At 39.7% G+C, this 17,571-nt stretch carries 14 protein-coding genes and 2 tRNA genes; 7 read left to right on the forward strand and 9 right to left on the reverse strand.

What is annotated here, in order from left to right; all coding sequences use genetic code 11:
- Positions 1-28: 28 nt before the first annotated feature.
- Positions 29-1,393 carry an exonuclease domain-containing protein gene (locus ACFSKV_RS06340; RefSeq protein ID WP_380801084.1) on the forward strand — a complete coding sequence of 455 codons (1,365 nt, stop codon included), beginning with the start codon at positions 29-31 and terminating at the stop codon, positions 1,391-1,393.
- A gap of 27 nt (positions 1,394-1,420) precedes the next feature.
- Here ACFSKV_RS06340 and ACFSKV_RS06345 read toward each other — a convergent pair whose 3' ends face one another.
- The 5 genes from ACFSKV_RS06345 to ACFSKV_RS06365 all read right to left on the reverse strand — a co-directional run bounded on the left by ACFSKV_RS06345 (position 1,421) and on the right by ACFSKV_RS06365 (position 5,981).
- Positions 1,421-1,570: a hypothetical protein gene (locus ACFSKV_RS06345; RefSeq protein WP_380801085.1), complete on the reverse strand. Its 150-nt coding sequence runs from the start codon at positions 1,568-1,570 to the stop codon at positions 1,421-1,423.
- Between the two features lie 171 nt (positions 1,571-1,741).
- Entirely contained in the window at positions 1,742-3,133 is a 1,392-nt protein-coding gene (locus tag ACFSKV_RS06350; RefSeq protein WP_380801087.1) for a glycoside hydrolase family 30 protein, read from the reverse strand.
- A gap of 88 nt (positions 3,134-3,221) precedes the next feature.
- Positions 3,222-3,611 (reverse strand): hypothetical protein, encoded by a 390-nt coding sequence (locus ACFSKV_RS06355; protein WP_380801088.1) that lies wholly within the window; start codon positions 3,609-3,611, stop codon positions 3,222-3,224.
- A 55-nt stretch (positions 3,612-3,666) separates the two neighbouring features.
- Positions 3,667-4,890, reverse strand: coding sequence for an Nramp family divalent metal transporter (locus tag ACFSKV_RS06360; RefSeq protein ID WP_380801090.1), 1,224 nt, complete (start codon positions 4,888-4,890; stop codon positions 3,667-3,669).
- Complete coding sequence (locus ACFSKV_RS06365; protein ID WP_380801092.1) at positions 4,887-5,981, reverse strand: DUF2891 domain-containing protein; 1,095 nt, start codon at positions 5,979-5,981, stop codon at positions 4,887-4,889. Before ACFSKV_RS06365 ends, ACFSKV_RS06360 begins: the two co-directional genes overlap by 4 nt.
- Before the next feature lie 126 nt (positions 5,982-6,107).
- On the opposite strand from ACFSKV_RS06365, the gene ACFSKV_RS06370 reads away from it, so the two are divergent.
- The 3 genes from ACFSKV_RS06370 to ACFSKV_RS06380 are packed head-to-tail and all read left to right on the forward strand — an operon-like array spanning position 6,108 to position 9,237.
- Positions 6,108-7,649, forward strand: coding sequence for a helicase HerA-like domain-containing protein (locus tag ACFSKV_RS06370; RefSeq protein ID WP_380801093.1), 1,542 nt, complete (start codon positions 6,108-6,110; stop codon positions 7,647-7,649).
- Between the two features lie 14 nt (positions 7,650-7,663).
- Positions 7,664-8,875, forward strand: coding sequence for a BaiN/RdsA family NAD(P)/FAD-dependent oxidoreductase (locus ACFSKV_RS06375; RefSeq protein WP_380801381.1), 1,212 nt, complete (start codon positions 7,664-7,666; stop codon positions 8,873-8,875).
- A 2-nt stretch (positions 8,876-8,877) separates the two neighbouring features.
- Positions 8,878-9,237: a hypothetical protein gene (locus ACFSKV_RS06380; RefSeq protein ID WP_380801094.1), complete on the forward strand. Its 360-nt coding sequence runs from the start codon at positions 8,878-8,880 to the stop codon at positions 9,235-9,237.
- A gap of 163 nt (positions 9,238-9,400) precedes the next feature.
- Here ACFSKV_RS06380 and gap read toward each other — a convergent pair whose 3' ends face one another.
- Positions 9,401-10,393, reverse strand: a complete 993-nt coding sequence (gap, locus tag ACFSKV_RS06385) for a type I glyceraldehyde-3-phosphate dehydrogenase (protein WP_380801095.1) — start codon at positions 10,391-10,393, stop codon at positions 9,401-9,403.
- Between the two features lie 187 nt (positions 10,394-10,580).
- Here gap and ACFSKV_RS06390 point away from each other — a divergent pair.
- Both ACFSKV_RS06390 and ACFSKV_RS06395 read left to right on the forward strand, forming a co-directional pair.
- Positions 10,581-10,652: transfer RNA gene (locus ACFSKV_RS06390), tRNA-Glu, on the forward strand.
- Positions 10,653-10,695: 43 nt separating this feature from the next.
- Positions 10,696-10,767: transfer RNA gene (locus tag ACFSKV_RS06395), tRNA-Glu, on the forward strand.
- 197 nt (positions 10,768-10,964) lie between these two features.
- Here ACFSKV_RS06395 and ACFSKV_RS06400 read toward each other — a convergent pair.
- From ACFSKV_RS06400 to ACFSKV_RS06410, 3 genes are all read right to left on the reverse strand, one after another.
- Entirely contained in the window at positions 10,965-13,172 is a 2,208-nt protein-coding gene (locus ACFSKV_RS06400; RefSeq protein WP_380801096.1) for a B12-binding domain-containing radical SAM protein, read from the reverse strand.
- 130 nt (positions 13,173-13,302) lie between these two features.
- Positions 13,303-13,812, reverse strand: coding sequence for a hypothetical protein (locus ACFSKV_RS06405; protein WP_380801097.1), 510 nt, complete (start codon positions 13,810-13,812; stop codon positions 13,303-13,305).
- A gap of 152 nt (positions 13,813-13,964) precedes the next feature.
- Positions 13,965-16,505, reverse strand: a complete 2,541-nt coding sequence (locus ACFSKV_RS06410; protein WP_380801099.1) for a M14 family zinc carboxypeptidase — start codon at positions 16,503-16,505, stop codon at positions 13,965-13,967.
- Between the two features lie 123 nt (positions 16,506-16,628).
- On the opposite strand from ACFSKV_RS06410, the gene ACFSKV_RS06415 reads away from it, so the two are divergent.
- Positions 16,629-17,387, forward strand: coding sequence for a 3-keto-disaccharide hydrolase (locus ACFSKV_RS06415; protein WP_380801100.1), 759 nt, complete (start codon positions 16,629-16,631; stop codon positions 17,385-17,387).
- Positions 17,388-17,571: the final 184 nt, after the last annotated feature.

Below are 17,571 nucleotides of genomic sequence, written 5' to 3' on the forward strand. Positions count from 1 at the left end.
TGATTAACATTGGATTATAATTAAAGAAATGGAATTTGTTATTGTTGATATTGAAACCACGGGTGGAAACCCAGGTCAGGGTGGCATCACCGAGATTGCTGCATTAGCTTTCGACGGCGGCAATATTATTGACAGGTTCCATACTTTGATCAATCCAGAGCGATATATACCCAATTTTATCACCGGTCTGACGGGTATTGACCAGAATATGGTTGCTGAGGCACCAACTTTTGGGGAAATAGCACAGGAATTATATGATTTTTTAGAAAACAGGGTTTTCGTAGCCCATAATGTCAATTTTGATTATTCATTTATCAAAGAGGCTTTTAAAACCAGGGGATTGGAATTTAATCAACCAAAATTATGCACGGTAAGGTTGAGCCGAAAAGTTTTTCCAGGATTCAAATCCTATGGTTTGGGCAGAATTTGTGAGCAATTGTCAATTAAAATTGAAAACAGGCACAGGGCATTTGGAGATGCAGAAGCCACAACTGTTTTATTTGATAAAATTTACCGAACCAAGCCAGAAGTTATTTTTGAGACCCTGAAAAAGAATAATGGAGAGACTTTTTTACCCCCCAATATTTCCAAAGAGAAATACCTTCAGATTCCTGAAAAAACAGGGATCTATTATTTCCACGACCAAAAAGGTCAGGTAATTTATGTGGGAAAAGCCATTAATATCAGAAGCAGGTTTAAAAGTCATTTTTCTGGTAACTCTCAGGAAAAACTAAAACTAAAATCCGAAATCCATGATATCAGTTGGGAATTGACAGGGTCAGAATTTCTCGCTTATTTATTGGAAGCTCTTGAAATCAAGCGTATTTGGCCCAAATTCAATAGAGCACTAAAATATAAAAGCAGTAATTGGGGTTTATTTCAATATGAAGACAATAACGGTTATATCCGCTTTCAGGTAAGCAAGAGTACAGGCTTACTCAAGCCGGTTTATGAATTTGACAACCATTCTGAAGCTTGGAAATTTATCACAGAGCAAACACAATCATTTCAGCTCTGCCCTAAATTGACCGGAATTCAAAAAACTCCTTCCCATTGCTATGACCATATGGTAAATAAATGTCTGGGAGCCTGTTGCGGAAAGGAATCTGTTACTGATTACAACTTACGGGTCAATGATTTCCTGGAATCTATCAACAACCAATCCGGTGCAATCCTTATCAAAGAGAAAGGGATCAGCCCGGAGGAAAGTTGTGCTTTATATTTTGAAAATGGAGTATTCAAAGCTTATGGTTTTTTTGATACCAGTTACTTTTTCTCCCATGAAGGTGAAGTCCTAGAAGCACTTACCAAGGTCAAGCATCTTCCCGAAACCAAATATATTTTGAGATCCTTTATTCCCAAGATTTCACCCCGAAATATTATCCCCATTTGATACCAGTGACATAAATAGGAGCACACGTCATCCTGAGTCGCCAACATTTCGAAAATGTTCAGAAAAGGTAATGACATCTTTTGGAACGTCATCCTGAACCGGAGCCTGCCTGTTCGTCAGACAGGCTTGCGGAGGTGAAGGATCTCCTCTTTTTCTGAGACCCTTCTCCCGAACCATCAGGATCAGGTTGACGGTTCCAATAATCTGTCAATGGTACGTAGAAAGCATCTCATTAGGATCAGTAAATTACAGATATAAATAGAAATTGAACCGCTGGAGATCCCTCGTGCCTCGGAAAGACGGGTAAACTGGTGCCATTCCCTGTCTGTCAAAACCAATTTTAATGACTCAAATTAATAAAACAAAAGTAGCCACAGCGCCTTGATTGAGTGTATACTCCCCAAATTTATCCCCATGTTTAAGCGAAAACTCTTTGGCTCCTTTACCCTCATTCAATACGATAAGCACAATTTTACCATCAGGCCTGAGAAACGCCACATTGGCCAATCCTTCAGGTTCATTGGTTTCAATCCTTAGAGAACCCGCATCCACAAATTTGGAGGCATGGGCTACGATGTAGTATGCAGGATTTCTGTAAACCGAATTGATTTTTATAGTTACAGCTCCCAGACAAAGACTACAGCCTCCACGGTCCGTGAAAGGTTTCAAATCAGGAGCCGAACTTAAATTCCATTCCAGTACGGTTTTGGCCCAGTTTCTACTGGCGCCGATGATAAGGTTCTTGGTATGCCAGGCCAGATCACCGGAAAGATCACCGGGAGAACCTATCCATTGTTCTGTAAAATACAGGTTTTTGTCCGGATGGGCTCTGTGTACTTCTGAAAGGGCTTCAATATTCCCTCCATACAGATGGAAGGCCGACCCATCTATATATTTCTTTGATTCGGGATCATCCAAAATACTGATCGGATAATCCGGCCTATCCGCATTATGGTCATAAATGATGATCTTGGTCTTGATTCCAAACTCTTCGAATTTAGGCCCCAAGTGATTCTTGATAAAATCCGCCTGTTCTTCCGGAAGCATCAGTAAACTTGGATTGTTTCCGGGATGTAAGGGTTCATTTTGGACCGTGACAGCATCAATCTCAAAGCCTTCTTCGGCCATTTGCTGTATATATTTCACAAAATATAGGGCGTAGGCATCATAGTTTTGTGGCAATAACTTACCACCTCTGGTATCCTTATTGTCCTTCATCCAGGCAGGTGGAGACCAGGGAGACCCCATCAGTTTGATATCAGGATTGATGGCCATGATTTCTTTCAAAACAGGAATAACATCTTGTCTATCAGGACCCAGATCAAATTTCGTTAAATCAGGATCTTCTTCTCCTTCCTGAAGATCATGGTAGGAAAATACAGTATCGTTGAGATCTGATGCGGCAATGGACAACCTTAAATAATTGATCCTAATGTCTTTTTCCCTATCACCAAACAGTTCCTGTAACAAATCAGCTCTCGATTCTGCAGTCATTCCCAATAAATGTTTGGCAGAACCTTGAGTCAAGGTAAATCCAAAGCCATCCATTTCCTGATACCTCATATCAGGATTGATTTCTATCACAGGCCCTGAAAAAGTCTTTTTTACAAAACTTATTTTTTCCTGTTCCTGGAATAAGATTTCGCCTGATGGATCGGTTAACCAGATTTGGGCATCAAATCCTTTTTCTGCACAGGCGGTAAACAAAAAAATGAATAAAGGAAGAAGTCGTTTTTTCATGTAGTTGTCCTAATAATAAAGCCAAGGAAAATTAATTAAAATTTCCTTGGCTTATTAATGCAATGTAAAAAATGTCTTGCAAGTCTATCTAAAATGCAAGGGCAGCAAGTCCAAGCTGTTTTTTAAATGGCTTGATGAGATTTGAAATATTGGTGTTATATTTTCCTAATAACTGTTGTCCCAATAATCCCATCAAAAAATTTTGTCTGGTATTTTTAAGGTCCAAGAATTGGTTTTTCTTTACCGCATCAGTTGCGGAACTGTTTAACACTTTAAAAATGTCATCGGTAAAACTTTGGTTATTGGCTTTTAGCTTACTTTCCTGATCGGAGGAAAGCCCTAATCCCTCAAAGGTATTCAGGGCACCAAGAACCTGTGTAGGTAAATCGATTTTGGGAATACTCGGTATTTGGGCTTTAACCTCCTGGGAAAAGAACGCTCCAAAAACAAATGCAGCAAGAATTAGTAGCTTTTTCATAAGATTTTATTTAAATGTTTCTAAAAATAATAAGATTATTTAAAAAAATTATCATTTATAAAAGATCAAAAACCTTCATGACACTCAGAGCTCCTAATAATAATGTAATCAGCCAAACAATTACACTCAGCAGGTTTAGAAACCAAGAGTTTTGAAATTCACCCATCAGGGATTTCTTATTGACCAACCAGATTACATATCCGGAAAGTAAGGGCAATAGGATTCCATTGGCCAATTGGGCGATGGTAATGAGCTGTACAGGCTTAATTCCCAATGAAGAGAACATCAATCCAAGCCCCAAAATAAGTCCAATACTCCATTTCATTGGTTTCCCATTAATCTTGGAGGACCATCCGAAACAACCTGTTACAACCAAAGAACCTGCTAAAGGTGCGGTGACCGCTGAGGTTATCCCTGCAGCAAAAAGTCCAAACGCTAAAAAATACTTGGCAACTGAACCCAGTAAAGGCTCCAGTCCTTTGGCTAAATCGGTGGCATTGCTTACTTCCATTGCTGAACCTGCCGCTCCCGTAATTACAATCGCCATGGAAACAATACCTCCTAAAATAACTGAAAGCATCGTATCAAATCTTACAAATTTCAGGTCCTGAATGCTTTTCCATTTTTCGGAGACCAAACTGGAATGCAAAAAAAGATTATAAGGAACAACAGTCGTACCGATCAAAGCCACAATGGTAATGATGTTCTCGGTTTTTATCCTTGGAACCATCCCTTTTAACAAATCCAATAGCATGGGTTTGACCATTAAGGCCCCAAGCAAAAATGCCAAACTCATCAGGATCACCAATAAGGTTAAAATTTTGGTAATCAGTTTATAACTACCACTAAAAAGCAAAAACAGAGCAATGCATCCAATTAAGAAATTCATCAGGTTGATTTCCAGTTTGAAAAAACTAATTGAACCTAATTCAAAAAATAATTCTGCTCCCAGTGATCCTCCACTGATATTGCCTGCCTCATAGGCGGCGTTTCCCAATACAATTGCCAAAAGTACCAGAGTAATGGAAAAATATCTCATTCCTGCTGTTCTAATTGTCTTGGAAATATTTGCAGCCAGGCCAACTTGGGTGACCAAACCAATTCTTGCAGCGGATTCCTGAAGGATAATCGTAGTGATGATGGAAAGAACCAAAGCCCAGAGCAAATCATAACCAAAATTCACCCCAGCTAGGGTGCAAACTGTAACCGTCCCAGGACCTATGAAAGCTGCTGCAATGAGTGGTCCAGGACCAAAATATTTAGACAAGCCTCTTTTCATGGAGCCTGCTGAAGGGCATAAACAGCAAATGAGCCTAACCAATGGGTTCCCTCATAATTATCATCCACTATAGATGGTAAAGAATATAAGATATGCTCATTTGCATTTTCAACCAGGTGCCCGTATTCTGTAGGAAAATCTTTGGCCAAACCATATAAAACCCAAGCCCTGCTGAAATTCAGGCCATCGAGATGCACCAATTTCCCATCGGTTCGATCACTCACTTTTCCAGGTTCAAGAGTAAAGTCCTTTGAAGCCAAATCTGGCAAAAATTGATTAACCCAATCTTTAAATGTATCCCTTGGCAAAACCTTTCGCATAATATCCAATTCCTGAAAACAGGGTGATAAAAAATCAAAACCGCTAGGTTCCCAGGACATAGGACAATTTGCATCTTGTTGAAACCAGTCAATGGCCCTCGTTCTGATGGTCTCTTCCAAAGCGATATGGTTCAGGGTTTTGGCATAATCATAGGCAAATGTCAGTCCGAAGGCAATATTGGAATGCTCCCCCACACGGATGGGATAGATCAGTTTGGGGAGAAAATCCAGGTATTTTTCTATCATCAGATCTGTTAAAGGCTGAAGGTTACTTTCAAGTTCTTTGGCAAAGGGATCATCCCAAAGATGTAATTCCTCTGCCAGTTTTAAAACCCATGCCCAACCATAGGTCCTTTCAAAACTACTTTCCTGAGGACTGAGAAAATAGGCTACTTCTGCTTCAATATTTTCCTTGCTTATGTTCTCCAATAGCTTCTTTTTTATTTCTTCCTTCTTGACCAGATCCGGAAATTGCCTTAACAAGCTGACCAACATCCAATGCCCATGCACACTTGAATGCCAGTCAAAACAACCATAAAATGCCGGATGCAGTTCTTTTGGACCCTTTAAATAAGCTTCATTTTCCAAGGTTTGGTTTAATTTATTGGGATATTCCACTTGCATACAATGGAGGGGCAAGGCAGCCAATCGGTTGGCTTCTTCAAGTGTAAGTTTCACAGGTTCTATTGAAGTCAGATTTTCAAAACCCTGGCTGCTGCAAGCAAAGAAGGCTAGGGAAAAGAAAACCGGTAAGAGATGATTTTTAAACATGTCCGGGAGAATTAATTTATTGAAGATAATGCGAAAATTCTTGAATCTAAAAATGGATTTAATTCTTTGGACTGAATATGTTTTATTATTTTGTGTACCAATTCAAATTCCACAATAATTTTTGTTATGTCCAAAGTAGAAGAATTCAAATCACATATTGACCTGGGATATACTTTCAAAGGTGATTCTATAATTTTAGGAACAGGCATGCTTGACCAGGAACCTGTCAAGCATGCCCAAATTAAAATCCCATTAAAAACACTTAATAGACATGGACTGATCGCTGGAGCAACCGGTACAGGGAAAACCGTTACTTTACAGGTACTTGCCGAGCAATTATCCCTTCATGGGATTCCATCTGTATTGATGGATCTCAAAGGGGATTTATCCGGAATTGCCCAACCCGGAACTTTGAACAGCCATATTGAAAGAAGGTCTGACCTGGCAGGGATTGAATATACGCCAATGGGTCTTCCGGTGGAACTGATGTCAATAAGCAATGAAAAAGGGGTGAAGTTAAAATCTACTGTGTCAGAATTTGGGCCGGTATTGATTTCACAGATTTTGGAACTGAATGATACCCAACGGGGAGTGATTGCTTTGGTATTCAGGTATTGTGATACCCATCATTTACCCTTGTTGGATCTCAAAGACCTGAAAAAAGTTCTTCAATACATCATGAATGAAGGTAAAGAGGAAATTACCAAGGAATTTGGGGCTGTATCTCCTGCTACGGTCAATACCATTATGAGGAAAATCATAGAATTGGAGCAACAGGGAGCCGAGGAATTTTTTGGAGAACTTTCCTTTGAAGTAGATGATTTTGTCAGGACCATAGATGGCAAAGGTGTTATTTCGATCATCAGGTTGACTGATATTCAAAACAGGCCTAAACTCTTTTCGACATTTATGTTGTCTTTATTGTCTGAAGTTTATGAAACTTTCCCTGAGCAGGGAGATTCGGATAAACCTAAACTTTGTCTTTTTATAGATGAGGCCCATTTGGTTTTTTCCAATGCATCTAAGGATCTGATTGACAGAATAGAGTCAATTGTAAAATTGATACGTTCCAAAGGGGTAGGGGTGTATTTTTGCACCCAAACACCAACAGATGTTCCGGAAAAGGTTTTAGGCCAATTGGGCTTAAAAATCCAACATGCCTTAAGGGCTTTTACTGCAAAAGATAGGGCTGCAATAAAAAAGACGGCTGAGAATTACCCCATTTCTACGTTTTATAATACTTCTGAAGTGCTTACTTCTATGGGTATTGGGGAAGCTTTGGTGACTGCACTGAATGAAAAAGGTATTCCAACTCCATTGGCCCATACCTTATTGAGGTCGCCCATAACCCGGATGAATATTCTTACCCCGGAAGAAATCGAATCACTGGTAAGTAAATCCTATCTGGTTAAAAAGTATAATACCGCTATAGACAGAAAAAGTGCCTTTGAAATATTGGATGAGAAAATCACCAAAGCTGAGCAGGCTGCAGCCCAACAGAGTACCCAAGCTTCCAATACACAGAGAAGAAGTGCTGGTAGGCCACCTAAGGAAACTTCATTGATAGAAGATCTGACTAAAAACACGATGGTCAGGCAGATTGGAAGGACTATTTTCAGGGAATTGACAAGGGGAATTTTGGGATCTGTCTCTGGAAAGAAAAGGTAATTCCAGTGAAAAAAATCAAAGTTGGGGTAATTGGGGCAGGAGCAGCCGGTTATTTTTCAGCCATTCTGGCGGCTAAGGAAAATGTTGATGTGACCATCCTTGAGAAAACTTCAAAACCACTTGCCAAGGTGAAAATTTCAGGAGGGGGAAGGTGCAATGTAACCCACGCTGCTTTTGAGAATTCAAAACTTGTCAAAAACTATCCGAGAGGGGAGAAGTTCCTCAAAAAGGTATTTACACACTTCTCCGTTAAAGATACCATTGACTGGTTTGAATCCAGAAATGTTCCTTTGAAGGTAGAAGAAGATGGCAGGATCTTTCCCGTAAGTGACAATTCCCAAAGCATTATTAATGCTTTGCAAAAAGAAGCAATTCGGCTGAATGTTAAAATTCAGTTAAATTTTTCAGTTGACAAGATTGAAAAAGCAGGAGATAGGTTCATCATATTCTCCAAGGATAGAAAGATTGATTTTGACCGATTGATTATTTGTTCAGGAGGAAATCCAAAAATGGAAGGTTTCAACTTTATCCATGGATTAGGACATACGATTGTACCTCCCATTCCTTCCCTCTTTACTTTCAATACGCCACATGAACCAATAAGGAAATTGATGGGAATATCGGTTCCTGAAGCATATGTAAGATTAGAAGGAACCAAATTGGCCTATCAAGGTCCACTTTTGATTACCCATTGGGGACTCAGTGGACCAGCTGTCCTCAAACTGTCTGCTTTTGGAGCCCAATGGTTGCATGAGCACAAATACAAAACAAAAGCCCATATCAGGTGGAATTCAGATTGGACGGAAGATTTCATTCTTCAGAATCTATTAAATTTCAAGAATCAGCATCCAAAGAAAAAGATCAGTACTAATTCTTTGTTCGGACTGCCTGCACGCTTATGGGAACACCTGACAGAAAATTCTGAAATTTCTGAAGAAAGTATTTGGCAAAACATAGCAAAAAAACAGTTGAATAAACTAGTTCAGAATCTTTTTTGCTATATTGTCACCGTGGAAGGAAAGACTACTTTCAAAGAAGAATTTGTAACAGCTGGTGGTGTTGATTTGGATGAAGTTGATCCTGAAACCATGCAAAGCAAACTGGTCAATGGTTTGTTTTTTGCCGGTGAGGTTTTAAATATTGATGGGATCACAGGTGGTTTTAATTTTCAGGCTGCTTGGAGTACCGGATATCTGGCTGGAAGGAATGCCGTTTACAAATTTTGAGCATGCAAAATACACCACCTGTAAATTTTGATAAGATTGATGAAATGACTGATGGCGATGCCGATTTTAAGGCAGAGTTGGTATCAGCGATTTTTAATTCTTTAGTGGAATTACGGGATGTCTATATACAAGGGGCATCACTGGAAAATGAAGATACCATACAGGAAATCCGGCATAAAGTAAAACCATCACTTGCCTTATTTGAAATCAATGAACTCAATGAGCTTTTGAATGAAGGGAAAGAATTAATTGAGGAAAAAGGCTTTGGCCCGGAATTTTTACAACATTTGGACCGGTTCCTGGATGTGGTTCAGGAAGTCATAGATTATGTTGAACCCCATGTACCAAAACCAGGGGAATAATAATTTATATCATTTTCGCAATCCAACCAATAAGGAAATTCGGAATGAATTATAGTTCATTTTTTCTGAAAATATCTATTAATATCCAATATCAATAAATACCTGACACAAAAAACCTACCGTATAATTTGTTTAGTAGCTTAAAAGCAGACTTAGGTATAATTTATAATTTTTTGACAAGGTCTACCAACCTATTGGAGTAACCTGCTTCATTGTCATACCAGCCAACAATTTTTACCAGATTGCCCTTTGCAGAAGTTAATCCTGCATCAAAAATACAGGAATGAGGGTTGCCAATAATATCAATCGAAACTATCGGATCTTCTGTATATTCCATGATTCCCTTCATTTCCTTCCTGGCGCTTTCTTTAAATACCTGATTAATTTCCTCTGTGGTAGTTTCCCTTTTCAGTTCCACGATCAAATCAGTTAGCGAGCCATCCGGAACAGGTACACGCATAGCAGAAGCTTCGATTTTCCCTTTCAGATGAGGCAAAACAATTTCCATAGCTTTTGCAGCATGGGTGGTAGTAGGTATTATGGAATAGGCAGCTGCCCTTGCCCTTCTCAAATCCCTATGGGGAGCATCATGCAGGTTTTGATCATTGGTATAGGAATGTACTGTTGACACAAACCCTTTTTCAATACCAAAATTATCCTCCAATACCTTCACCATTGGGGCCAAACAATTCGTAGTACAGGAAGCATTTGAAATGATGTCCTCATCACCTTTTAAAATATGTTCATTAACTCCCAGTACAATGGTGGGAACATGGTCATCCTTGGCAGGTGCAGTGATGATGACTTTTTTGGCACCGGCCTTCAAATGTCCTTCTGCCTGTTTTCTTTCCGTAAATCTTCCTGTGGATTCCAGCACAATATCAATATCCAAATCACGCCAGGGGATCAACTGAGGATCCTTTTCTGCAAAAATTTTAATTTTTTTGCCTTTGATCCAAATATCTCCCTCTACCACCTTGACCGGAAATGGATATTTCCCGTGAACGGAATCATATTGTATCAAATAGGCAAGTGTTTGTGGGTCAGTAAGGTCATTTACTGCCACCAGATCAATGCCTTCCTGTTCCAAGAGCAGTTTGATAGTCAATCTCCCGATCCTTCCACAGCCATTAATAGCCACGCGCTTATTTTTCATATTTGGTCCTTACTTCAAATGGAAAGCGAAATTACTAATTTGTCCCCCAAAGGCTAAAAATATTTCTCCACTAATTTTCAGACTTTTGAAAAGTTAAACCAAATATTTTTTGGTCATGTTTTGCATTGTAGAATTAACCCTCTATATTTGCATCACCGTTTAAAAACGGCTTCCCCAAACCAAAAATGGTCGATTCGTCTAGGGGTTAGGACGCATCCCTTTCACGGATGAAACACGGGTTCGATTCCCGTATCGACTACTGAAACACTGAAAAACTTTCAGTGTTTTCTTTTTGAAATAATGGTCGATTCGTCTAGGGGTTAGGACGTATCCCTTTCACGGATAAAACACGGGTTCGATTCCCGTATCGACTACAACAAATTGATGTTTTTCATCGTTCGGATTGCAATTAGCATGATGAATTTGTTTTATGGTTGTTAGTGGTTAAAGTGAGTGAAAACCCAGTCTTTTAGGCTGGGTTTTTCATTTTTAACCCGAATTATGAATTAGTTTTTGTTGTACTATCCCAGTATAGGTCCGAAAGGGCAGAAAACCTAATACATTCCTTGTGCTAAACCAAAACCAAACCTTCTTCGACCAAATTTGTCCAGGTAGGAGATTGCATGAATTTTTCAAAATCCGATAAACCTGCATCCTGATAATTTTCCTTTAGGGATTCCAAAGTAATTTCTTTTTGTCCATTTTGGGGTATAAGTTGATCCATGATCTTGAGCAACCAATTTCCTTCCAAAGGATTCACTTTGATTTCAGTTTTATGGATTTTATTCTCGAAGACCAATTTTGAAGCGGAAATCTTTTTTCCTTTTTTCATATAGGAATATTGGACCAACTCAGGTGAATTTCCTAACCAAACCACTTTGGTGGATGGCTTCAAAACAGATTTTGGATTCTCTAGAAGCGCTTTATAGATAAAATTAGGGGGAATGCTTGTGGCCGGAACTTTAAAATTAAACCATTCCTGAAGGTTATAATCAAAACAAATCCCATGCATATAATTAAACAGCGCTTTTTTAAGGCCATCGCTGAACTTTTCATGGTCAGCTCCCAAAGGATCCTCATGACTCAGGTCATTGTCTGCAAACAATCCTTTTTCAGGGCCGGTCTTTATTACTTTGAACGCAGCAGGATCAATACCGATAGGAGCATGGGAAGTCATGGCAAATAGATGCCAAAAACCGGATTGCAGCACATTGTTCATAAACAATTGCCTGACCATTTCCAGGCTGTCTATGGTTTCCTGTGCAGTCTGCGTTGGAAAACCATACATCAAATAAGCATGGACCATAATGCCTGATTCGGTAAAATTTCTCGCCACCCGGGCAACCTGGGATACGGTCACTCCCTTTTTCATCATATAAAGCAAGCGGTCAGAAGCTACTTCTAATCCTCCTGAAACAGCAATACAGCCGGATGCCTTTAACAATCGGCATAGGTCAAAGGTGAATCTCTCCTCAAACCGGATATTGGTCCACCAGGTGACCTTCAGTTTCCTTTTCAGAATCTCCAATGCTACCTCCCTCATGAGGGCAGGAGGGGCTGCTTCATCGACAAAGTGAAAGCCTGTTTCACCTGTTTGGGCAATTAATTCTTCCATTCTGTCACAAATCAAGGAAGCGCTGATGGGTTCATAATTCTTGATATAATCCAGCGTAATGTCACAGAAGGAACACTTTTTCCAATAGCAGCCATGGGCCATAGTCAGTTTGTTCCATCGGCCATCTGACCATAGACGGTGCATGGGATTGGCAATTTCAATCACAGAAAGGTATTGGTGAATCGGCAATCCTGAATAATCAGGTGTGCCTATTTTACTGAAAGGAATATCGGATTCTTTTGATCCATTCAGATATTTCACCTTGCCATCAATCAAGGAAAATGTCCTTTTTATGGAATCTATTGGTCTTTTCCCATCCAGGAATTCCAACAAACAGGTCAAAGGCCTTTCTCCATCATCTAAAGTAATGAAATCCAAATATTTAAATACTCTCGGTTCATTTAAAGATCTAAGCTCTGTATTGGGATATCCCCCACCCATGGCCACTTTGATATGAGGATGATTTTTTTTGATATAATCCCCGCAGCGTAGGGCTCCATAAAGGTTTCCGGGAAAAGGAGTGGAAATACAGACCAGGTAAGGTTGACTCAATTGTATTTCCTTCTCAAGTTCTTCCAACAAAAAATGATCGGTAAAGGATAAATCTCCTTCCAATGACTCATATAAGGGATCAAATGAAGTGGCTGACCTTCCCAGCCGCTCTGCATACCGACTAAAACCGAAATGAGGATCCAAGGCTTCCTGTATCAAGTCTCCTAGGTCTTCCAGGTACAAGGTGGCCAAATGCCTTGCCTTATCCTGAATCCCCATAGTTCCAAATGCCCATTCCAGATCGTCAAGCTGATCAAAACGGGAAGCTTGTGGGAGAAAATCCCCATCACAGATCGTGTAGGCTAGGGTAGGGTTGTCAAACTGAAGGAACCTGATAACCGGATCTATGGTGTTCAAGTATTCCTCCCTAAGTTTAAAAATCCTCTGACTATTTTGAGATAGATGGCCTTTTCCAGCTTGATTAATTGTGTCAAATACTTTTTTTAAACCCTCTTTTGAGAAAATCCTCAAGATAACCTTGATGCCTAGATCAGACTGAAAGGACTTCCTTTCCAATGTGTTCAAATATCCTTTGATATAAGCTGTTGCAGGATAGGGGGTATTGAGCTGAGTAAACGGAGGGATTAAAAGAAGGATTGATGACTTTGACACCGGATTTGAATTTGCTACAAATTTGGTGATTTTTTATAAAGATTCGGGAATTTAGATAAGGTATAAGGCAAAAGATGATAGGTGAAGGGCAAAAGGAGGAAATAAAAAGTCAAAATTGAAATATTTCCGTTTAATTTATCTTGCTGTAATTATAAGTTGGCAAATCCTTGAAACAGCATGGACCTGGATTGGACAATCTGTTATCTATGTAAAGAAATAATCTTTCTGTAGGGCCCCATCCGTAAACAAAGGATCCCAGGCTTGGACAAGTCCAACAAAATTCATCAGTTACATCTTCAAATTGCGAGGCAGCTGACCTTAACTCGGATAAATCAAAATTCAAACTGATTATAGCATGAATTTCTTTTACCTGAATTTCACTAGGTTCAATTATTTTATAAGTACCCCACAAAGTGGCATCTGTTTTGGAATTAAATTTTAAGAAAGTACCACCATTTAAGAAAATATAAGTTTCAGTGTAATCTATTTCATCTTTAAACAGCCTTGTTCCCTCCAAAGGGGAGACAATTTCTATTATTTCCCATGTACCATTAACTACGATTTCTGGACCCTTATCCTCTTGTTTATCACATGAAGTCAATACCAACAAGAAAAGAATAGCGTATAAAAATATTTTCATGGTGACTTCTTTTTTCTTTAAACGTTGAATTAAAGAATAAGTTATCATCCAATCAAATCCTATTTCAACTCATTTTCCGAAATAAAAAAAGGTAAAAGGGTGAACTTTTACCTTTTTACTTTTGCCTTGGCTCTTTTTCCTTACTTTTTTATCTACATTCTATCCCCGTAGAAAATGGCATTAAAGAACATCTTGTTTGTCCCAAACCAAGTACCCCTGAAATTAGGATTGTCGATAAAGTGAATCACCCTTCCCTGACCAACAGGCGATACCAGAACACTGGCACTTTGTTTTACTTTTTCAAGGTTAGCAGGGGAGATATAGCCTCCCAAAAGTGGGTTAGCCGTATACCGCACAGGGGTCTGGTATTTATTTTTGGAAGGTTTAAAGAAAATGGTACTGTTCCTGTAAACAGGAATTTCCTGATTTCGGTACCCAAATCCCAGAGGATGTGTATTATCCAATGTCGCTAGATAAATGCTTCCGCCGACAGCCTGGGCACCTTCAAAGTCTCTTCTGGAAGCAAAAGGTATAAAGTCAGGCCCTTTTGACGCTTCAGTGTTTAAGTATTCCTCTTTGACTATTTCTTGGGACTGTAACCATTGACTGGCGGTTCTTAAGGAAATGATGGTCCCACCACGGTTCAACCAATCCTTGAGGTGGTTGAGCTGCGGACCGGCAATAGAATTATAATTACCCGAGGTTAATATCAGGGTATTGTAATCATATAAGTTCACCCTGCCAATTAAACCAATGTCTACCTTGGAAATCGGCATGCCCACTTTGGTATCCAATAGGTGCCATATTTCTCCAGCTTCATATTGAGAAGTCCCTTGACCGACCAACATCAGCACTTTAGGTTTTTGGACAGCGCTGATATTGTTGCTGCCCAGGTCAATTCCTTTTAAACTGAACCCCGTGGTGCTTGCATACACATGTTGCCCACTGGCTTCAGCTGCTTTGTGAAGAACAGATCTTAACTCAGAAGCAGATAGTTTTTGGAAAGCCATGGGTATGATCAATGAACCTGCTGGAAATTCTTTGGATCCCACATCAGTATTGGAAGTAAAGGGCAGTGCATTGGCCTCTACATGAACCCCCGCTTCCAGAATATGATGCAGGAATTTTGGGGCAAAATAATCGGTCCAATCTACAAAGTAAGCCACATATTGATTTTCAACTGGAAAATGAAGTTCCTGGACAGGTAATGCTGTTACCTCTTTGCCATTTACCATTGCAGTTTGGGAGGCATAAGGCATTCCATAAGCCAAAGCCATGGTCCAGGAAGATGCATCATAAAAGATTGAGTCTGCAAATTCTGTTACCTTTTCAAACATACTCCGTACCATTCTGTACTGTGGTTGTGAGGTAGGAACAATCCATGATTTTCCTTTTTTGAAATTTTTTCCTTCAATACTTATATCTTTATCATTTTCAACGACTTTTATACTATGGTCTAACAATAGCTTTAAGAACAATCTGTTCCTAGATTCATCGTATTCATCCCCAAACACATATGCTTTTGTTCTGGACTGATTAGCCTCTGACAGGGCAGTTTGGAAAAACTCTCTAAGGTACCGATGCATATACTCCCTTTCCTTTACGCCTGCTTCCATAGTAGCGATGGAAGTTTTCAATTGATTGCGGATGGTAAAAGCAAAGGTAATGTCACCTCTTTGCGAGGATTGAATATGACCCCTGGAAGAACCCTGTTCGAAAACCAATCCTAAACCACCCTGAATGTCCGGATAGGTGGAGCCATATCCTGGGTAACTGTTATCAAACACTTCTTTTGTCCAATAGAGGCTTCCTATCTCATCTAGGGCTTTGGCAAAATAAGCCGCAAATTTGCTGTTGATATCTTCGTAATTTTTTCGGGGAACTACTGGGTTTTCACTTCCAAAAGGTTTGGTAGGCTCAAAGAAATAAGTACTGTTTGTGCCCATTTCATGAAAATCTCCCACCACATTCGGATACCAGGTATGGTACCAGGCAATCTTATTTTGCAATTCTACTTGGGCCAGTGGCAGCCAATCCCTGTTCAGGTCAAACCAGTAATGGTTTACCCTTCCTGAAGGCCAGATTTCATTGTGTTCCCTGTCCAAAGGATCCGCTACAGGAGGAGATCCCTTATGCATATTTGCCCAATTCGTATGCCTGTCCCTTCCATCAGGATTGATGGCCGGATCAATCAACACAACGGCATTTTCTCTGATTTCTTTGGCCAAGTCACTTTGGGAAGCAAGTAACCAATAGGCAGTCAAAATGGAAGCTTCACCACCAGAAGGTTCATTGCCATGGACGCTGTATGCCAGATTGATAACTGCCGGCATATTGGAGACATCCGGCAAAGGCTGGCTTGGATCAACCAATTTTATATGATTGGTTCTGATAGATTGAAGATTCTGAATATTGCTGCTATTGCTGATTACCAAGACTACCAGGGGCCTCTTTTGGTTGGTATAACCAATAGTATGCAGTTCTGCCATATCAGAAACCTCCGCCAGTTCCTCAAAATATGCAATCAATCTATCATATCGGGTATGCCATTCGCCAATTTCATAACCTAAAAATGATTCAGGGCTTGGAATTTGGGAATCAAAGGATTCCCCGGGAAAATAGTATTCTTTTTGGGCATTGGCCTGGAGAAAAAATAGGCATGCCATAAGCAGGGATAAGGTATTTTTAATCATTTTTCTATTTTTTTTGGAAATTACAGCTATGCTCTGGTTCTCAAAAAGGAAAATCCACCAATGGCTTTTGAAAGCTAGGGAATTGCTTTAATTTGGGATTTGAAATCAAATCCAATTTAACCTATGAAAAACATTTTAAAAAGCGCCTTTACCATTGCTGCAATTTTTGCAGTCTTGCCACTTATTGCACAGCAACAGGACATTAAACTCCCACCGGAAGCAACTGAATTTTGGGAACCCGTGATCAGAAAGGTTACACCTGGGGCACAGAACAACCTACCACCTTCTGATGCCATTGTTTTGTTTGACGGAAACAACCTGAATAATTTTGTCAGTGACCGAACCGGTGGTTTTCCGGAATGGAAAGTGGAGAATGGTGCATTTACCGTAACACCAAGAACAGGTGATATCAGGACAAAGCAGGCATTTGGTGACATGCAGCTTCATATAGAATGGTCTGCCCCCACAGTGATCAAGGGAGAAGGACAGGGCAGGGGTAACTCTGGTATTTTCCTGATGTCCCATTATGAGGTTCAGGTTTTGGATTCCTATGAAAGCAGAACCTATTCTAACGGTCAGGCAGCCAGTATTTACAAACAACATCCACCTTTGGTGAATGCCATGAAAGCTCCTGGGGAATGGAATGTTTACGACATCTTTTTTACCGCTCCCAAATTCAATGCTGATGGCATGTTGGTTTCACCGGCCAGGGTAACAGTAGTTCATAATGGGATTTTGGTGCAGAATAATGTGGAGATCAAAGGACCTACAGAATATATCGGAATTCCCAATTACAAGGCCCATCCAGCTGAAATGCCGATCAAACTACAGGACCATGGAGATTTGGTCAGCTATAGAAATATTTGGGTGAGAAAGCTGTGAGAATTTCCAATTATCAACTATTAATTTAAAATTATAAATTATTAAAAACATAAAAAGCTGATTTTCAATTGAAAATCAGCTTTTTGTTTAATTACTACTTTATGATTTTAACTTTAACTAAACTTCATTTTTAAATCCGCATTTCTTTCCTTTTGTTTTTTCGTACTGAACTGTAGAGATGTTT

Source organism: Shivajiella indica, assembly GCF_042683085.1.
Classification (GTDB): Bacteria; Bacteroidota; Bacteroidia; order Cytophagales; family Cyclobacteriaceae; genus Shivajiella; species Shivajiella indica.

Coding starts and splice junctions, on each gene's coding strand:
- ACFSKV_RS06340 (WP_380801084.1), top strand. CDS start 29: ATGGAATTTGTTATTGTTGATATTGAAACCACGGGTGGAAACCCAGGT.
- ACFSKV_RS06345 (WP_380801085.1), bottom strand. CDS start 1,570: ATGGTTCGGGAGAAGGGTCTCAGAAAAAGAGGAGATCCTTCACCTCCG.
- ACFSKV_RS06350 (WP_380801087.1), bottom strand. CDS start 3,133: ATGAAAAAACGACTTCTTCCTTTATTCATTTTTTTGTTTACCGCCTGT.
- ACFSKV_RS06355 (WP_380801088.1), bottom strand. CDS start 3,611: ATGAAAAAGCTACTAATTCTTGCTGCATTTGTTTTTGGAGCGTTCTTT.
- ACFSKV_RS06360 (WP_380801090.1), bottom strand. CDS start 4,890: ATGAAAAGAGGCTTGTCTAAATATTTTGGTCCTGGACCACTCATTGCA.
- ACFSKV_RS06365 (WP_380801092.1), bottom strand. CDS start 5,981: ATGTTTAAAAATCATCTCTTACCGGTTTTCTTTTCCCTAGCCTTCTTT.
- ACFSKV_RS06370 (WP_380801093.1), top strand. CDS start 6,108: ATGTCCAAAGTAGAAGAATTCAAATCACATATTGACCTGGGATATACT.
- ACFSKV_RS06380 (WP_380801094.1), top strand. CDS start 8,878: ATGCAAAATACACCACCTGTAAATTTTGATAAGATTGATGAAATGACT.
- gap (WP_380801095.1), bottom strand. CDS start 10,393: ATGAAAAATAAGCGCGTGGCTATTAATGGCTGTGGAAGGATCGGGAGA.
- ACFSKV_RS06405 (WP_380801097.1), bottom strand. CDS start 13,812: ATGAAAATATTTTTATACGCTATTCTTTTCTTGTTGGTATTGACTTCA.
- ACFSKV_RS06410 (WP_380801099.1), bottom strand. CDS start 16,505: ATGATTAAAAATACCTTATCCCTGCTTATGGCATGCCTATTTTTTCTC.
- ACFSKV_RS06415 (WP_380801100.1), top strand. CDS start 16,629: ATGAAAAACATTTTAAAAAGCGCCTTTACCATTGCTGCAATTTTTGCA.